Origin of the sequence: Ancrocorticia populi, from assembly GCF_003123745.1 — a bacterium.
GTDB lineage: Bacteria > Actinomycetota > Actinomycetes > Actinomycetales > Actinomycetaceae > Ancrocorticia > Ancrocorticia populi.
The window spans coordinates 71,765-88,661 of sequence record NZ_QETB01000005.1; the positions used below are offsets into that span (position 1 = coordinate 71,765).

Sequence of the window (16,897 nt, forward strand, 5' to 3'; positions counted from 1 at the left end):
CGCCCAATCCTTAGGCAGCCACAAGATCCTCCAGCGTCCGAAGAGATCGCGTCCCAGCCGCAGTCAGCAACAAACGTGGGAGCGGAGATAAAAGAGAGGGAGGATTCGTCGTCGTCGGAAATAACGGGGCGGCGCATATGCTCTTGTATTCCACCACGCCGTAAAAGGTACACGTGCCGCATTTGGACTCGGCGGCATGGGGAAAGAAGGAGCGGATGCCGCACGGCCACATAGCAGCGCAGGCGGCATCCGCCCAGTCTTATATGAAGATGTCTGCCACCATCACGAAGGCTAGGCCGAATACGGAGACAGCCGTTTCCATCAGTGACCAAGTCTTGATCGTTTGGCCAACCGTCATGCCGAAGTACTCCTTAACCAGCCAGAAGCCGGCATCGTTAACATGGCTGAAGAACACCGAACCGGACCCGATTGCGAGCACCAACAGAGCGGTTTCTGTGGCCGGGAGTCCGGCGGCGATGGGTGCCATAATGCCGCTGGCGGTAATGGTGGCCACCGTGGCCGATCCCGTTGCGAGGCGGATGAACACCGCCACGAGCCAACCAGCGATGAGGACTGGAAGATCCCACGAGACGAGTGTGTCAGCGATAACGTCCGCGATACCTGAATCAACGAGCGTCTCCTTGAAGCCGCCACCTGCGGCAACGATGAGGAGGATGCCAGCGATGGGTCCGAAGGAGGAACCGACTAGATCATTGACTTCGTCGCGGGACTTACCGATCGTGTATCCGAAGGCGAACATCGCCACAACAGCGGTGATCGTTAGAGCAATAAGTGGCGTTCCAACGAATACGATGGCTTTGCCAAAGGCGGATCCTTCCCAGCCGCCCACCTCAATGATGGTGCGGGCAAGCATGAGCAAAACGGGCAGGAGAATCACGAAGATCGAAACACCGAAGTTTGGGCGCTTGGCGCCTTCCTTGGCTCCCTTGGCTCCGAGGAAATCCTCGTTCGCTCGCACAGGAACCCACCTAGCCATGGGCTTGGCCAGAAGCGGACCGGAGAGGATCACGGTGGGGATAGCGATGATGAGGCCGAAGCCGAGCGTCATACCAAGGTTGGCGCCAAGGCTGTCAATCGCGATTAGTGGACCGGGGTGGGGCGGCACGAGGGCATGCAGAACCGAGAGGCCCGCTAGTGCTGGGATTCCCACGAGGATGGCGGGTTGCTTGGCGCGGCGGGCCGCGAACATCACCACGGGGATGAGGATAACCACGCCCACCTCAAAGAAGAGCGGGATGCCGATCACGAACGCGATGAGCGCCATAGCCCAAGGCAGTCGTTTGACCGGTGTCTTATCGAGGATCGTGTCAACGATAGCATCTGCGCCACCGGATCCGACCATGAGGGTGCCGATGATCGATCCGAGCACGATGAGAAGGCCCGTACCGGAAATCGTGTTGCCCACACCCGTTGTGAAGCTAGCGAAAAGGTCTACGTAGTTCACGCCTGCCGCAATCGCCATGACGCCCGATCCGGCCATCAGTGCGAGGAAGGGATGTATTTTGACCCAAACGATCAGGATAACGATTGTCGCAATGCCGGCAAGTGCGGCAAGGACTAATTGTCCCGTCATGAGTTCTCCTAGTTGGTTGTTGTTGTTTGGTTGATAGCGCCGAGCTTTTCCAGTTCGGAAAGTGCGACGGCAACGATGGTGTCCACGTCCGCGTCAATATCGACGACGACGCCAAGTTCGTCCGTCTCTAGTTGTTCGAGGGTGTCCAGCTGAGAATCGAGGAGCGCGGGTGGCATGAAGTGCCCCTTGCGGGCGTTCATCCGGGCGGTAAGGAGTTCCTTCGTGCCGGCCAGATGGACGAAATAGGTCTTTCCGGGGGCTGCTGAGAGGCGGTCCCGGTAGGAGCGGCGCAGGGCCGAGCAAGTCACTACGGTAGATTGCCCCTGTTCTGCTTGCGTTTTTGTCCAATCGACTATCAGATCCAGCCAGGGCCACCGGTCCTCGTCTGTCAGGGGCGTGCCAGCGCTCATCTTGTCGATGTTGGCTTGTGGATGGAGTTCGTCGCCTTCGGCGAGGCTCCAGCCGAGCCGATCGGCGATCTCTTGGGCGATTGTGGACTTTCCGCAGCCCGCCACGCCCATCACGATCAAATGTGTGGTAGTCATCTTCGACCTTCCTAGTCCAGTGAATGGAAGTTGTTTTGTAATCTTCTTGGTGATTTTGGGGTAGTTCCTAACCTTGGTTCGGACGATCGTCCTCTAGCTGGAGGTTTGGATTTGTTGGCGGTCATCTTCCCAGACAATATGGAAGCTGCCTGCGGCGTCTGTGCGTTCGAAGGTGTGCGCTCCGAAGTAGTCTCGGAGTAGCTGGACTAGCGCGGTGGAGAGGCGTGGGGTTTCGAGCAGTGTTTGGTGGTTGAGCGAAGTGGCCAGAGCTGGAATCGGAATGGCCGCGAGGCTTGCGCCTGCCACTGTCTGGCGTAGTGAGTGCATGCCAGCAATCACTTGCCCACGGAACGGCTCGGTTGCCGTGAAGGAAGCGCTTTCAGGATCATTCTCGTATATCGCGGAGATATCTCCCAAGAAACCCGCCCGGATAATGCAGCCGGCCCGCCAAATTCTGCTAATGTCCGCTAGATTGATTCCCCAGTTGTTCTCGGCGGAAGCCGCCGCAAGGAGTGACATCCCCTGCTGGTAGGCGATGAGCCTAGCCGTGAAGTATGCATCGCGGATAGTTGTGGGGGAGACGTTGAGTCTGGGAGTTTGTTCCCCTTCTGGGTGGAGCCATGCCTCCCGCTCACGTACCGCGGATGAAGCTGAGCGGACGAACGTTGATGCTCCGATGATGCTAACGGCAACCCCGTAATCCGCTCCGGCCATGACGGTCCATGCGCCGGTTCCTTTTCCTTTAGCTTGATCGAGAATGTGGTCCACCAGAGAACCCTCGTGGGTGGGGTCCTTGACCGAGAGCACTTCCACCGCTGACTCTAAGAGGAAGGAGCGGTTCTTCCCTTGGTTCCATGAGGAGAGCTCCGTGGCCACTTCTTTGGTTGTGAGACCGGCGGAACGCAGCAGCGTGTAGGCCTCCGAGATCAGCTCGATATCTGCATATTCGATTCCGTTATGGACCATTTTGGTGAAGTGGCCAGATGCGCCCGACCCCACGAGAGTCACGCAAGGCTGGCCGTCTTCCGCTTTCGCTGCTATGGGTTCGAGGAGTGGTTTGAGTGCTTCCCAGACGCTAGGATCGCCGCCGAGCATAAGCGAAGGCCCCCAGAGGGCACCTTGTTCGCCGCCGGAAACGCCCATCCCGATGAACTTGATGCCGTGCTGGGCGGCGTAGGCGATGTGTTTTTCGGTCTCGATGTAATGTGTGTTGCCACCGTCGATCACCATGGCACCCGGTTCGAGTTCCGCACACAGTGAGGCAAGCGCCGCTTCAACGGGCTTTCCTGCGGGGACCATCAGAAGGACGACCTGTGGATGTTTGAGAGATCCCACGAACTCGCCGACCTCCGAGAAGCCGCGAAGATCTGCCTCGGGGTGTTGAGCTAGAAGTACATCAACCTTTTCCTGATTGAGGTCAAATATCGCGATAGGTTGTTTCAAATTGCGTTCGAGGTTGCGAGCAAGGCTTGCTCCCATCACGCCCGTGCCAACTACGCCGATGGGACATTCCATGATTGTTGGTTCTGTAGTGCTACGTGAAGTGATCATCGTCGACCTTCCAATTTGAGCTCCACTGCTTTCCTTACGGCGACCCTAGCGTATATGAGAAGCTTTGTATATAAAAAGAGAGTCTTAATTACACAAAGTGTATGACCTAACTTTCGGACGGTATGCTTAGAGGACTATCGTCGCAGGGATTCAGGAGTTTCATACCATGGCAAACGAAGCGGGGAATCTGCTCCATCACGACATTTCGCAGAAGCTCGGCGTCGAAATTATTGATGGCGAGTGGGAGACCGGAACTTCTCGAACACTTGAAGAAATCCAGAGTCGGTTTGGTGTGTCGCGAACCGTGGCGCGTGAGGCTTCTCGCCAGCTTGAGGCTCTTGGTCTCGTCCAAACTCGCCGCCGGCTTGGACTCACTGCTCAGGGAATGGAATCGTGGAATGTGCTAGATGCCCAGCTCATTGACTGGAGGCTGCATTCCACGGATCGCGAGGCTCAGATCTATTCGCTCACGCAGCTAAGGCTTGCCGTCGAACCTCAGGCGGCCGAGGGCACTGCGCGCTTCGCTTCCGTTCACACCCGGGCGCGCCTTCTACCACTGGCCTCCGAAATGCGACGTACTGGTGAGGCGGGGCTCTTGGATGAATTCCTCGGCTATGACATCGAGTTTCATACCCTTCTCCTACGGTCCTCCGGGAATGAGATGTTTGCGGCACTGGCGGACCTAGTTGCGGTGGTGCTTCAGGGGCGCACTGAACTCGGACTAATGCCTGCTCAGCCAAAGCCTCAGGCGCTTGATGGCCACCAAGCGGTAGCGGAAGCCGTGTTTGAAGGAAATCCCGAAGGTGCGCGCCGCGCTATGGAAGGCGTGCTACGCGAAGTTCATGAGGCTTTCAGTGAGGCTGAGTTGGCACAGCCGAGGAGTGGCGCAAGGTCAGCCGACTAACAGCCTGAGCCTCTGGACATTTCCGCACGTGTTGTCGAGGCGCTTGGCGTCGAGGACTCGCGCGCTGCCGATCTTTCTGGGGCCGAGCTTTAGCTATTTCTTAGGGCTGCTTCTGGTGGTGTTCTACCGTTTTATAACGACGACGGTTTCTTATCTCCCAATCACCTTTAATAACGTTTGGGTGTGTTTAGGCATTGTGTTTCGAATGGTCGTTCGGTAAACTAGGGGTAGAACAATCATTCGGACATGTGACAGTTTCTTGGTAGGCACGAGGGGGTGGGCGTGGTGACAGCGGTTGAGGATACGGCCCGTGAATCGGATGCGTGGGTCCCTGAAGCGTGGGCCGAGCACCACCCCGCACCACCCTCCGAAGAAGATTACGCAGCACACGATATCGACTGGGTAGGCGAATCAGCCGCCGTGCTCACCACGACTGTTTCCCAAGACGCCGACGGGGCCGTGCGGGTCCTGCAGATCGTACGGGACTTGCTGCGCGGGCAGCTGGCTGCTGGTAGCGAGGCGGCCTGTATTGATCAGATCCGCCTCCTGGAGGACATTAAAAGCGCCGCCGCCGCAGCCCAGGTGGTGGCGACCGAGGAGTTTCGCCATCGTCGTGACCAGGCCGAGGCAGATGCTGGTATCAAGCTGGAACAGCGAGCTAGAGGCATCGGCAGCGAGATCGGACTCGCTAGGAGGGTTTCACCCCAGCAAGGATCCGCAGCGGTCCGCACCGCCCACACTCTCACCACCGACATGCCCCACGCGTTAGAAGCACTGTGCGACGGGCGACTGTCGGAGTACACGGTGGGGCTGGTGGTCAAAGAAACCAGCCACCTGGACCCGGCAGGCAAAACCGCGATCGATCGGCATATGGCACCCCGCTACGGAAAGACCGGCTCGCGCCGTCTGGCCGGTGAGGTCCGGGCCGTAGCCCAGCAGGCCGACCCAGTGGCTTATATGAAAGCCCACGCTCTGGCTAAGTCTGCTCGGGCGGTGAGCATACGTCCGGCACCGTCGGGGATGGCCTACCTGACCGCCCTACTACCGTTAGGGCAGGCTTTTGCTTGTAAGAAAGCCCTCCACGAGGCGGCCACCTCTATGGCCTTCAGCGAGGAGACCGTGCAGGCTGGCCCGGCCCAGCTCGAAGCCGACCTGCTCGTCCAGCGCCTGACGGGGCAAGCCCATGCTGAGGCAGTCAACATCGAAGTCCAGTTGGTCATGACTGACGAAACATTGCTCGGCACCACCAGCACAGTTCAGACTCCGGGGCATACTGCTTCCGTCTCTCCGGTCATTGATAATACGGGTCGGCACGCCGAGGATGTGTTTACTGCCGCGTGGATGCCCGGCTATGGTCCCATCCCTGCAGCACTCGCGCGGGACATGCTTGACCCGGTCCATGATCACCAGAGCCCAGCTAGGGTGTTTCTACGGCGAGTGTTGACCGATCCGGTCACCGGCGACATCACGAAGATCGACACCCGGAAACGCGAATTCACCGGGGCGATCCGTCGGGCGTTGGTTCTGCGTGATCAGCAGTGCCGGACCCCATGGTGTAACGCACCCATCGCCCATTTAGACCACGCCCACCCGTTCGCCAAAGGCGGCCACACAAGCGCTGGCAACGGGACCGGGCTCTGCGCCCGCTGTAACTACACCAAAGAAAACCCCGGCTGGCACCACACCCCCACCAACACCAGCACCCGAAACATCACCACACCCACAGGCCACACCTACCAAAGCCAAGCACCACCCATAGTGCCAAGTCTGACAAGAAGGAATTAGAGAGGTTTACGAACGTCTCGAAGAAAAATCATCGGACGTTCTCGTCGGACGGGGTGTTTAGCGCTTCGCGCCTTCAGCCCCATCCTCATCTTCGGAAGAGAGCATCGATGCTCTCTTCGCTCAGATTTCGTCGGGGTAGCGGGACTTGAACCCACGGCCTCCCGCTCCCAAAGCGGGCGCGCTACCAACTGCGCCATACCCCGTTGTCCCAGAGGGACTAGCTCATACTAGGACAAATTTACTGGGCCCGCACCTCGCGAGCCGTCATTTTGGCATGGGGTTAGATCACACTTGCTCAAGGTGCGTGCTCGCGCGGCAAACTGTTAAACTATTCGGGCACGCGAATGTAGCTCAATGGTAGAGCCTCTGCCTTCCAAGCAGATTACGCGGGTTCGATTCCCGTCATTCGCTCCACTTTCCCCAATAGGTTTCCGGATTTCCAGTAGCCTCTTCATATGTCTCCAATCGCTTTGGTACTCGTGCTGTTTGCTGCACTGAGCCATGCGGTGTGGAATATGGCCGCAAAGAATTCAAAGGGCGAGCCAACAATCTTCGTCTGGATGTACTTCACTCTGGCTGGAGTCATGTGTTTGCCGCTCGGTCTAATTGTTGGTGCAGATGGCGTTGACGTGCGCAGGCTACTTGTGGCCGCGGCCGTTTCGGGAATCATCCACATCTTCTACTCGATGCTGCTCCAAACCGGCTACTCGAAGGCAGACCTAGGCGTGGTATATCCCGTCGCCCGAGGAACCGGGCCTCTCCTAACTGTGATTATTGCTGTCACGATTCTGGGGGACCGCCCCGATAACTTGGCACTGATTGGCGGCCTCGTGATCATTGCCGGAATAATCGTGGTGACGGGCGCTGACCTAATCCAGCGCGGATCAGCCACTGGCTTGATCTACGGCGTAGCAACAGGTGTGGCAATTGCCAGTTACACACTGTGGGATGACTACTCGGTATCCGCATTAGCCAATCCACCACTCCTTTATTACGGCTGCGCATGTATTGCCCAGTCGATCTTGATGGCGCCCGGAGTAATCCGTAGGCGTCAGAAGTTCACGAGCACTTGGTTGCTGGACCGCCGGGAAGTGGTGATTGCTGGGATCTTGTCTCCGCTCGCATACGTCACGGTGCTGTTTGTCCTGCAGTCCTCGCCGGTCTCTGTGGTGGCGCCGGTGAGGGAGACCTCGATCGTGTTTGGAGCGCTGCTCGCCTGGTGGATCTACAAGGAGCCCAATCCGTTACGCCGCATCGTGGGTGCGGGAGTGGTTGCTACGGGTATCGCACTGATCGCAGTCGCCTAACTTACGCACAAGCGAACGCTCATTCGGCAGTGCCAGCGAACTGTGACATGAAGAGGCGGTAATAAGCACCCTGACTCTCCATGAGTTGCTCGTGATTGCCCTGCTCCACGATGCTGCCTTCCTCCATGACGAGGATTGTGTGGGCATCACGAATTGTGGAAAGGCGATGGGCAATAACGAACGAGGTACGTTCTGCACGCAGTGCCGCCATCGCTTCCTGGACCAACACCTCGGTGCGGGTGTCTACAGAAGACGTTGCCTCGTCGAGGATGAGTAGTGCAGGCTCCGCCAAGAATGCGCGGGCGATGGTGACTAGCTGTCGCTCACCGGCGGAGATGTTGGATGCCTCATCGCTTATGATTGTCTGATAACCATCAGGCAGCGAACGCACGAACCGATCAACGTAGGTGGCGCGGGAGGCGGCGAGTACGTCGTCGTCGGTAGCGTCCAAACGTCCGTAGCGGATGTTTTCCATAATGGTGCCTTCAAAAAGAACTGCATCCTGGAGAACCATGCCAATCTGGCTGCGCAAGACGGAACGGCGGACGGTCTGGGTATCCACGTCATCGATGAAGATGGCTCCACTATTTACTTCGTAGAAGCGCATGAGGAGGTTGACAAGAGTGGTTTTGCCCGCGCCCGTGGGGCCAACGATCGCGATAGTTTGACCGGGTAACGCCTTGAGCGAGAGGTTTTCAATAAGCGGCTGGTCAGGGGAATAGGCGAAATCGACGTCCCTGAACTCGACCTTTCCACGAACGGGGGTAGTGAGCGTGGAGGCGTTCTGGGGATCGGGTTCTTCTTCCTCGGCATCCAGTAGCTCGAAAATGCGCTCGGCTGAAGCAACCCCGGAAATGAGCATGTTCGCCATCGATGCAACCTCGCCCAAGGGCTGATTGAACTCCCGCGAGTACTGGATGAACGCCGTCACAGCGCCAAGTGTCATCGTTCCGGAGGCCACCCGAAGGGCGCCAACAACTGCGATCCCCACGTAGCCGAGTTGGTTGACCCACTGCATGATCGGCATGATCATGCCGGAGTAGAATTGCGCCTTGAAGGATGCCTCATAGAGCGCCTCATTGCGTTCGCCGAACTGCTCACCCATGAGTTCTTGGCGGCCGAAGGCGGTGATGATCTCGTGTCCAGTGAAGGATTCCTCGATGGTGCCATTCAGGCGGCCGGTGTGACGCCACTGGTCCGCGAACAGTTTCTGCGATTTCGTTCCGACGATTCCTACAACCAACCCAGAGAGTGGCAGTGCGATCAGTGCGATGAGAGCCATCTGCCACGACAGATAGAACATCATCGCGACGATGCCGATCACGGTGAGCACGCAGTACACCAAACTCGTGAATGCCTGCTGCAGTGCGGCTTGAACGTTGTCCACATCGTTCGTGGTGCGCGAGAGGATGTCTCCCCGTTGCCGCTTATCGAAGTACTTGAGCGGGAGGTGGTTGACCTTGCGCTCAATGTCCTGGCGGAGCTGGTACACGATCTTCATAACGATGTCATTGAGGAGGCGGCCCTGAAGCCACATGAACAGCTGGGCAATCACGTACATTCCCAGCACGATTCCGATGAGCCGGGCCAGGTCACCGAAGGCAATGCCAGCTCCGGGTACGAAGTCCATGCCAGAGAGCATGTCAGCGATTTGGTCTTGGCCAGAAGCTCGCAGGCCTTCAATTACTTGGGTGGCAGTTGCGCCTTCCGGCATCTGGGACGAGACAACGCCACCAAAGATGACGTTCATGGCGTCGCCTAGAATGTTGGGAGCCCACACGTTGAACACGACCGCGATCAGAATCATCACAAAGACGAACGACATACCGACCGGGTGTGCCCCAAACGTCTTGAACAGGCGGATGGCCGACGGCCAGAATGCCTTGGCTTTGCGCGGCGGGCCCCCTTCGAAATCGGTGACGTTCTGGGAGAGCTCGTCGATTTCGGTCTCGCTCAGGGACAGAGATTCGGAGTCGGAAGGGGAGGGCTTCATACGGCGTTCTCCTCGCTGAGCTGGGAATTCACGATTTCCTGATAGGTGGTGGAGGATGTTAGAAGCTGTTCGTGGGTGCCGCGGGCGGCGATCGCGCCGTTCTCCAGCACCAGAATCTGGTCCGCGTTTGTGATGGTGGAGACCCTCTGGGCCACGATAATCATGGTGGCGCCCTCGGTGTAGTTAGGCAGTGCCGCCCTTAGGCGGGCATCGGTTGCAACGTCTAGAGCAGAGAAAGAATCGTCGAAAACATAAACGCGTGGCCGGCTCACGAGCGCACGGGCAATACACAGGCGTTGGCGCTGGCCTCCGGAAACGTTGGTGCCGCCCTGAGAGATAGAGTAGTTGAGGCCGCCCTGCTCACGAACGAAGTCTGCGGCCTGCGCCGTCTCGAGAGCGCGCCACATCTCTTCGTCGGTGGCATCAGGTGCTCCAAAATGGAGATTTGATCGCACGGTGCCGGAGAACAAGTACGGACGCTGGGGAACGAATCCTACGGACTCGGTGATGGTGGTCCTGCTCAGCGCTGTCACAGGTGCGCCGTCAATAATCACCTCTCCGGACGTGGCATCTTGCAATCTCGGGAGGAGGTTTACCAGAGTGGACTTGCCGGAACCGGTGGCCCCAATGATGGCGGTGGTGGTTCCGGCTTCCACCGTGAAGCTCAATGTATCCAGAACGGGAACTTCGGCGCCCGGATACGCGTAGGAAACTCCGCGGAACTCCACCTCCCCGCGAGGAGCTTCCAGCTCCACGGGCTCTTCTGGCTCCATCATCGAGCTGGACGTATCTAACACGTCGCCGATGCGGCGCGCGCACACGACCGCGCGGGGGAACATCATGAACATGAACGTGCCCATCATGACGGCTACGAGGATCTGCAGAAGGTACTGCATGAAAGCGGTAAGAGAGCCTACCTGCACGAGGCCCTGATCTACCCGGTGCCCGCCGAACCAAAGTACGGCGGCCGTCGCGAGATGAAGGACCATCGTGATGATGGGGCCCATGAGGATGAATAGACGCCCAATCCGCACGGACGTATCAGTGAGGATAGCGTTGGCGTCAGTAAAACGCCCAGTCTCGTGGTCTTCCCGCACGAAAGCACGAACAACGCGGATCCCCATGATCTGCTCGCGCATCACTCCGTTGATCGAATCGATGTTGCCCTGCATCCGCGTGAACAGCGGCATCAGGAGGCGCACCAGTAGCCCAACAATGATGAGGAGTACCGGAACTGATACCCACACCAGCCACGAAAGCCCCGGATCCTCCTGTACTGCCATGATGATCCCACCGATGGACATGATGGGAACCATAACCATGAAGTTCAGGCCCATAAGAATAATGAGTTGGACCTGCTGAACATCGTTCGTGCCGCGCGTGATGAGGGTTGCTGCCCCGAATCGAGAAACATCGTTTGCGGAGAAGGAATCGACTCGCTGGTAAACGCCGGTGCGTATATCGCGCCCGGCCGCCATGGCAACGCGCGAGCCGCACCATACGGCAAGCACTGCGCTGACCACCTGCCCGAAGGCAACGGCAAGCATGAGGCCGCCAACCCGCCAGATAAAGGCCGTATCGCCCTGGACAACGCCTTCATCGATGATGCGGGCGTTGAGGCTGGGCAGGTACAGGGTGGCCAGAGTAGAGGCCAGTTGCAGAACAACGGCCAACGCAATGAGACGAAGATAGGGTTTCGTGTATTTTCGGACTAGGGTCCAGAGCATAGAAATCCTCAGGGCTCGAAGGGGCGAGAAGAAAGAGTACACGGCCGTAGGTCCCTTGTCAGCAGCCCAAAATTGTGAGTTGGGTTATAGTCGGTTTAACGACGACGACGGACACTAACCCGCCAGATGTGTGCGCTCTCTCGCATATTCGAATCGCAGTGGGCCCACGAACTGGCGTAAGATTAACCGGTATGCGCGCACCCAGTGTGCGGCGCCCGCGAAAAATGGATGTCTTTGGCATCCCCCGAATACGTCCGGGTGGCTAGCCACCCCTTCTCAACTGAGTGGAGAAACCCTGTGAAGAGCTCCGTCGAGATTCTCGAGCCCACCAAGGTCAAGGTGACCATTGAGGTGCCGTTCGAGGAGTTCAAGCCTGCTATCGAGCGTTCCGCAAAGGAAATCGGCAAGCAGGTCAACATTCCTGGCTTCCGTAAGGGCCATGTTCCAACCCGTGTTCTTGAGGCACAGTTTGGCCGTGGCGCGATCGTGGAAGATGCCGTCAACAACTCGCTCGATGGCTACTATTCTGAAGCTGTCCGCGAGAATGAACTTGTGCCTATGTCTCAGCCCGAGGTTGACGTCACCGCCGTTCCCGTTGATCGTGGTGACGAATCCGATCTCGTGTTCGCGGTGACCGTGGATGTTCGTCCCGAGATCGTGATCCCAGATCCGGCTGGCATCACGCTGACCGTTGATTCGGTAGCAGTGACCGATGAGGATACCGAGGAGCGCCTCACCTCCCTGCGTGAGCGCTTCGGAACCCTGAAGGACGTGGAGCGCGCCGCCGCTGATGGCGACTTCGTGACCATCGATATGACCGCCGAGGTTGACGGTGAAGAGATCGATTCGGTTTCCGGCGTTTCTTACCAGATCGGCTCCGGCACGATGCTGGACGGCATTGATGAGGCACTCGTTGGCCTTTCTGCTGGCGAAACCACCTCCTTCACCTCAAAGATCGCCGGTGGCGAGCATGAGGGCGAAGACGGTGACGTGACCGTCACCGTCGAAGCCGTTCAGGAGCAGGAGCTCCCCGAAGCTGACGATGATTTCGCTCAGCTCGCCTCCGAGTTTGACACGATTGACGAGCTCAAGGACGATCTGCACGAGCAGGTTGCCAAGGACAAGCAGACCAATCAGGTGTACGCCGCCCGCGACCAGCTCCTTGAGACTCTTCGCGATGGCGCAGACTTCCCGATCCCGGCCTCGGTTGTTGAGCAGGAAGTTGCTAACCATCTTGAGCAGGAGGGCAAGGAATCTGACGATCCCCACGCCGAAGAGATCCGTGGCGATATTGAATCCGCGCTGCGCGACCAGATGATGCTGGATAAGCTCTCCGAAATGTTCAAGACTCAGCCCGATCAGAACGAGCTGTTCTCCTTCATGATGGAGCAGGCCCAGAACTACGGCATGGATCCGAACCAGTTCATTCAGGCTGCTGCCCAGACGAACCAAATCGGCGCCTTCGCTGGTGAGCTCACTCGCGGCAAGGCCCTGATTTCCGCGCTGCGTCTGGCCAAGGTTGTAGACAGCGATGGTAACGAGTTGAACGTGACCGACGTTGTTGGCGAAGCCGCCGAAGGCGAGGAAGTGCCGGACTTCGCGGCTCAGCCTGCAAAAGCTGCTGCTCCCACCGCTCAGACCACTGAGGCCGAGGAGCCCGCCGCCGAGAGCACCGAGCTGTTCGATCCTTCTACCGCCAAGGTGGACGAGGTACTGGCTTACGCTTCCAGCGTGGATGACGCCGAGCGCGCTCGCATCCTCGAGGCTGAGAAGGCCGGTAAGGCTCGCAAGAGCGTTATTGCCAAGCTCAGCTAGCAAGGTAGTTGAAGGTGGGGCTCCGCGAAACCGCGGGGCCCCATTTTCGTCCCCAAGAGTGTTGCTTCGTGCCCAAAGCGAAAACAGGGCCCTGAGCCGTGAAAGCGGGCGTACCAAGCGATATGGTTTTGGGTGTAAAAGTCCGGGGGTTGCCTCGGAGCAACCCGGAAGATTCCGGATGAGGAAGGACACCTAGTGAGCACCACGCCACAATTGGCAGGAGACGGCAAAGACACAGGCTTGGGCCTGGGCGATGCCGTTTATAACCGGCTCCTCAAGGAGCGAATCATTTGGCTCGGATCCGAGGTTCGTGACGATAATGCGAACGTCATCTGTGCGCAGCTGATGCTGCTGGCCGCAGAGGATCCCGAGAAGGATATTTTCCTATACATCAACTCTCCCGGCGGTTCAGTAACCGCGGGTATGGCGATTTATGACACCATGCAGTACGTTGGCCCCGATGTGGTCACAGTGGGCATGGGAATGTGCGCGTCCATGGGCCAGTTCTTGCTGAGCTCGGGTGCCAAGGGCAAGCGCTTCTTGACGCCGCACACCCGCGTCCTGATGCATCAGCCCGCCGGAGGCGCTGGTGGAACGGCTATCGATATCCGCATCAATGCGGATCTCATTCTTGGTATGAAACAAGAGCTATCCGCTATTACGGCCGCAAATACGGGTAAAACCGTGGAGCAGATTATTACCGATTCCGATCGTGACCGTTGGTTCACGGCTCAGGAGGCGCTCGATTACGGCTTCGTGGATAGCATCATTGCGAATGCCTCGTCGCTCAATCTCGGATCGTCAGAGGAGTAAGCGCAGATGAACATGAGTCTTAATTCAACAATGCCAGAGGGAACTGCTGGCCAGATGCCGTCCTCGCGCTACGTTCTCCCAAACTTTGAGGAGCGCACGCCATACGGCTATAAGCGTCAGGATCCTTACGCCAAGCTGTTCGAGGACCGCATTATTTTCCTGGGTGTTCAGGTTGATGACGCGTCAGCGGACGATGTCATGGCGCAGCTGCTCGTGTTGGAGTCTCAGGACCCCGATTCGCCCATCACCATGTATATCAATTCGCCCGGTGGCTCGTTCACCGCGCTGACGGCGATTTACGACACGATGCAGTACATCAAGCCCGAGATCCAGACGGTGTGCTTGGGCCAGGCGGCTTCTGCTGCTGCCGTGCTGCTGGCTGCGGGTTCGCCCGGACGCCGGCTCGCGCTTCCGAATGCACGCGTGCTGATCCATCAGCCCGCCATGGAAGGTATGCAGGGACAGGCGTCGGATATTGCCATCGTGGCCGATGAACTGGACCGCATGACCACATGGCTGTGCGATACCTTGGCGTTCCACACTGGTGGTAGGAAGACATCTGAGCAGATCGCCGCTGATATTCAGCGCGATAAGATCCTGACCGCGGAGGCCGCAAAGGAATATGGCCTTGTAGATCAGGTGCTTGTTTCCCGCAAGATTCAACCGCAGGCCTAAATAGGTTAGTCTGCCGCCCCCCACGCCTAAGGTGACTTGGGCGTGGGGGCGTGACGTCGGGGCCGTGATGGTGTGAAATAGAAGCTGGTTTAGTAACACGCACCCGAGGAGTTCTTATGCCGCGTACGGCCGATGCAGCCGATATGCTCAAGTGCTCGTTCTGTCAGAAGAGCCAGCGCCAAGTCCGTAAGCTCATTACGGGCTCTGGTGTCTACATCTGTACGGAATGTGTTGAGCTCTGCAATGAGATCATTGCGGAGGAGCTCCAAGAAGAACAGGCTTCTGCGTTTTCGCTGGATTCGCTGCCCAAGCCTACGGAAATCTACTCGTTCCTCGATGAGTACGTGGTGGGGCAGAACGCCGCTAAGCGAACCCTCGCTGTGGCCGTGTACAACCACTACAAGCGTATTCGCGCCCAGTCCCGTCCCCAGCGTCACACCGAAGAGGACGTGCAGATCGGCAAGGCGAACATCCTCCTCCTCGGCCCCACCGGAACCGGCAAAACGTACCTTGCTCAGTCCCTTGCCAAGATGCTCGACGTTCCGTTTGCCATTGCGGACGCCACCGCGCTGACAGAGGCAGGATACGTGGGGGAGGACGTAGAGAATATCCTTCTCAAACTTATTCAAGCCGCTGATGATGACATCAAGCGTGCGGAGATGGGCATCATCTATGTAGATGAGATCGATAAGATCACCCGTAAGTCCGAGAACCCTTCCATCACTCGCGATGTGTCGGGTGAAGGTGTTCAGCAGGCGCTTCTCAAGATTATTGAGGGTACGGTCGCCTCGGTGCCTCCCCAGGGCGGGCGCAAGCACCCTCAGCAGGAGTTCGTCCAGATAGATACCTCCAATATTCTCTTCATTTGTGCTGGTGCGTTCGCCGGCCTTGAAGAGATTATCTCCTCGCGTGCGGGGCGCCGCGGGATTGGCTTCGGCGCCGAGCTTCAAGGCAGCGATGAGGAAGTGCTTAGCGAGGTCAACCCCGATGATTTGCACAAGTTCGGCCTAATTCCCGAGCTGGTGGGCCGCTTACCCGTACTGGCTACGGTTGACGCCCTGTCCGAAGACGATCTGGTTCGCATCCTCACGCAGCCACGCAACGCGCTGGTTAAGCAGTACGAGCGCATGTTCGAGCTGGACGGAGTAAAGCTCACGTTCACCGAGGACGCCCTGCGCGAGATGGCCGCAGAGGCCATGTCCCGTGGCACCGGCGCGCGCGGCTTGCGCTCCATTCTGGAACGGGTGCTCAGTGAGCAGATGTTCGAGCTACCATCACGTAGTGACGTCCAAGAAGTCGTGTTCGAAGATGGATGCGTGACTTCGGGCGCCGAGCCAAAGCTCGTTCTCCGGTCAAAGAAGAAGGCGGGCCAAAGCGCTTAGTGAAGGAGTTTGTATGCCAGAGGCAAACCAGCCAGACATCCCCGCTGAACTAGACGCGTATCGCCAAACGATCGATAACCTTGACGCCGCATTGATCCATATCTTGGCGGAGCGCTTCCGGTGTACCCAGCGGGTAGGAGTACTCAAGGCAGAACGAGGCTTGCCGGCATCGGACCCCGCTCGGGAAGAGCGCCAGATCAATCGGCTGCGAGAGCTAGCAGCTGAGGCGGGACTAGACCCCGTGTTCGCCGAAAAGTTCCTTAAATTCATTGTTGCTGAGGTTATCCAGCACCATGAGGAAATTGCCGCTGATCTTTCTGAAGGCGATCAATAGGCTACGATTCGGGACGAGACCTCTCAGACTTCAGCAAGGCGATTGGAAACCTTTCCGGCCTCCTGATGCTAGGTGCTGTCTGGGTGCCGTTCGGCCATCTTTTTCTGGGAAGCTCGGGCGGATGGATGATCTTTATCGGTTTGCTGTACTTTATGCCGATGTACCTCGTGGTGTGTGGCGCGGCAGGCCCGTGGGCAAGCGTTCGTTATGGCGCTCTACCCGTTCGCCGTCGCGGACTTTGGCGACGCGCCCGATTCGTACGCTCCATTAAAGATACAAGTACTCATGGACTTGGATAACGCTGTCACGAGCTCCGTTCAGGCGGTAGCAACTGCGGCGCTGTTCGCTACGGCAGTGCGCATGATCGTTCGCCGCAGTGACAGGGCTACAACATGCTGCCTCCCGGGTCAAACGCGTGGCAATAGCTGTAACGTTAATTCGATATTTCGGTTGAATCGCACCCCCCGGGTAT

At 58.1% G+C, this 16,897-nt stretch carries 13 protein-coding genes and 2 tRNA genes; 9 read left to right on the forward strand and 6 right to left on the reverse strand.

Features of this window, described 5'->3' with window-relative positions:
* Positions 1-259 precede the first annotated feature (259 nt).
* The 3 genes from DD236_RS09555 to gndA all read right to left on the reverse strand — a co-directional run bounded on the left by DD236_RS09555 (position 260) and on the right by gndA (position 3,654).
* A complete protein-coding gene (locus tag DD236_RS09555; RefSeq protein ID WP_109094173.1) occupies positions 260-1,594 on the reverse strand; it encodes a GntP family permease in 1,335 nt (444 codons plus the stop codon).
* A gap of 8 nt (positions 1,595-1,602) precedes the next feature.
* Entirely contained in the window at positions 1,603-2,139 is a 537-nt protein-coding gene (locus DD236_RS09560) for a gluconokinase (RefSeq protein WP_109094174.1), read from the reverse strand.
* A gap of 93 nt (positions 2,140-2,232) precedes the next feature.
* Positions 2,233-3,654 carry an NADP-dependent phosphogluconate dehydrogenase gene (gene gndA, locus DD236_RS09565; RefSeq protein WP_165819887.1) on the reverse strand — a complete coding sequence of 474 codons (1,422 nt, stop codon included), beginning with the start codon at positions 3,652-3,654 and terminating at the stop codon, positions 2,233-2,235.
* 202 nt (positions 3,655-3,856) lie between these two features.
* Here gndA and DD236_RS09570 point away from each other — a divergent pair, with 202 nt between their 5' ends.
* Both DD236_RS09570 and DD236_RS09575 read left to right on the forward strand, forming a co-directional pair.
* The gene (locus DD236_RS09570) at positions 3,857-4,594 is read left to right on the forward strand and encodes a FadR/GntR family transcriptional regulator (protein ID WP_109094176.1); all 738 of its coding nucleotides are present in this window, start codon (positions 3,857-3,859) and stop codon (positions 4,592-4,594) included.
* Between the two features lie 282 nt (positions 4,595-4,876).
* Positions 4,877-6,379, forward strand: a complete 1,503-nt coding sequence (locus DD236_RS09575; protein WP_165819888.1) for an HNH endonuclease — start codon at positions 4,877-4,879, stop codon at positions 6,377-6,379.
* Positions 6,380-6,509: 130 nt separating this feature from the next.
* Here the strand turns inward: DD236_RS09575 and DD236_RS09580 are convergent.
* Positions 6,510-6,582: transfer RNA gene (locus tag DD236_RS09580), tRNA-Pro, on the reverse strand.
* A 137-nt stretch (positions 6,583-6,719) separates the two neighbouring features.
* Here DD236_RS09580 and DD236_RS09585 point away from each other — a divergent pair.
* Positions 6,720-6,793: transfer RNA gene (locus tag DD236_RS09585), tRNA-Gly, on the forward strand.
* Between the two features lie 41 nt (positions 6,794-6,834).
* A complete protein-coding gene (locus DD236_RS09590) occupies positions 6,835-7,686 on the forward strand; it encodes a DMT family transporter (protein ID WP_109094178.1) in 852 nt (283 codons plus the stop codon).
* A gap of 19 nt (positions 7,687-7,705) precedes the next feature.
* On the opposite strand, the gene DD236_RS09595 is transcribed toward DD236_RS09590, so the two are convergent.
* Entirely contained in the window at positions 7,706-9,679 is a 1,974-nt protein-coding gene (locus DD236_RS09595; protein ID WP_109094179.1) for an ABC transporter ATP-binding protein, read from the reverse strand.
* On the reverse strand, positions 9,676-11,406 hold the full coding sequence (locus DD236_RS09600; protein ID WP_109094180.1) for an ABC transporter ATP-binding protein: 1,731 nt from the start codon (positions 11,404-11,406) through the stop codon (positions 9,676-9,678). The genes DD236_RS09595 and DD236_RS09600 overlap by 4 nt, the downstream gene beginning before the upstream one ends.
* A 297-nt stretch (positions 11,407-11,703) precedes the next feature.
* Here DD236_RS09600 and tig point away from each other — a divergent pair, with 297 nt between their 5' ends.
* The 5 genes from tig (at position 11,704) to DD236_RS09625 (ending at position 16,425) form a co-directional block, all read left to right on the forward strand.
* Positions 11,704-13,221 carry a trigger factor gene (tig, locus tag DD236_RS09605; protein ID WP_109094181.1) on the forward strand — a complete coding sequence of 506 codons (1,518 nt, stop codon included), beginning with the start codon at positions 11,704-11,706 and terminating at the stop codon, positions 13,219-13,221.
* A gap of 195 nt (positions 13,222-13,416) precedes the next feature.
* Positions 13,417-14,034: an ATP-dependent Clp protease proteolytic subunit gene (locus tag DD236_RS09610; RefSeq protein WP_109094182.1), complete on the forward strand. Its 618-nt coding sequence runs from the start codon at positions 13,417-13,419 to the stop codon at positions 14,032-14,034.
* Between the two features lie 30 nt (positions 14,035-14,064).
* A complete protein-coding gene (locus DD236_RS09615) occupies positions 14,065-14,709 on the forward strand; it encodes an ATP-dependent Clp protease proteolytic subunit (RefSeq protein WP_109094346.1) in 645 nt (214 codons plus the stop codon).
* Positions 14,710-14,825: 116 nt separating this feature from the next.
* Complete coding sequence (gene clpX, locus DD236_RS09620) at positions 14,826-16,091, forward strand: ATP-dependent Clp protease ATP-binding subunit ClpX (RefSeq protein WP_109094183.1); 1,266 nt, start codon at positions 14,826-14,828, stop codon at positions 16,089-16,091.
* Between the two features lie 13 nt (positions 16,092-16,104).
* Positions 16,105-16,425: a chorismate mutase gene (locus tag DD236_RS09625; protein ID WP_109094184.1), complete on the forward strand. Its 321-nt coding sequence runs from the start codon at positions 16,105-16,107 to the stop codon at positions 16,423-16,425.
* Positions 16,426-16,897: the final 472 nt, after the last annotated feature.

What these genes read in the sequence shown, in the direction of transcription:
- DD236_RS09555 (WP_109094173.1), bottom strand. Translation starts at nt 1,594, where the DNA reads ATGACGGGACAATTAGTCCTTGCCGCACTTGCCGGCATTGCGACAATC.
- DD236_RS09560 (WP_109094174.1), bottom strand. Translation starts at nt 2,139, where the DNA reads ATGACTACCACACATTTGATCGTGATGGGCGTGGCGGGCTGCGGAAAG.
- gndA (WP_165819887.1), bottom strand. Translation starts at nt 3,654, where the DNA reads ATGGAATGTCCCATCGGCGTAGTTGGCACGGGCGTGATGGGAGCAAGC.
- DD236_RS09570 (WP_109094176.1), top strand. Translation starts at nt 3,857, where the DNA reads ATGGCAAACGAAGCGGGGAATCTGCTCCATCACGACATTTCGCAGAAG.
- DD236_RS09590 (WP_109094178.1), top strand. Translation starts at nt 6,835, where the DNA reads ATGTCTCCAATCGCTTTGGTACTCGTGCTGTTTGCTGCACTGAGCCAT.
- DD236_RS09595 (WP_109094179.1), bottom strand. Translation starts at nt 9,679, where the DNA reads ATGAAGCCCTCCCCTTCCGACTCCGAATCTCTGTCCCTGAGCGAGACC.
- DD236_RS09600 (WP_109094180.1), bottom strand. Translation starts at nt 11,406, where the DNA reads ATGCTCTGGACCCTAGTCCGAAAATACACGAAACCCTATCTTCGTCTC.
- DD236_RS09615 (WP_109094346.1), top strand. Translation starts at nt 14,065, where the DNA reads ATGCCAGAGGGAACTGCTGGCCAGATGCCGTCCTCGCGCTACGTTCTC.
- clpX (WP_109094183.1), top strand. Translation starts at nt 14,826, where the DNA reads ATGCCGCGTACGGCCGATGCAGCCGATATGCTCAAGTGCTCGTTCTGT.
- DD236_RS09625 (WP_109094184.1), top strand. Translation starts at nt 16,105, where the DNA reads ATGCCAGAGGCAAACCAGCCAGACATCCCCGCTGAACTAGACGCGTAT.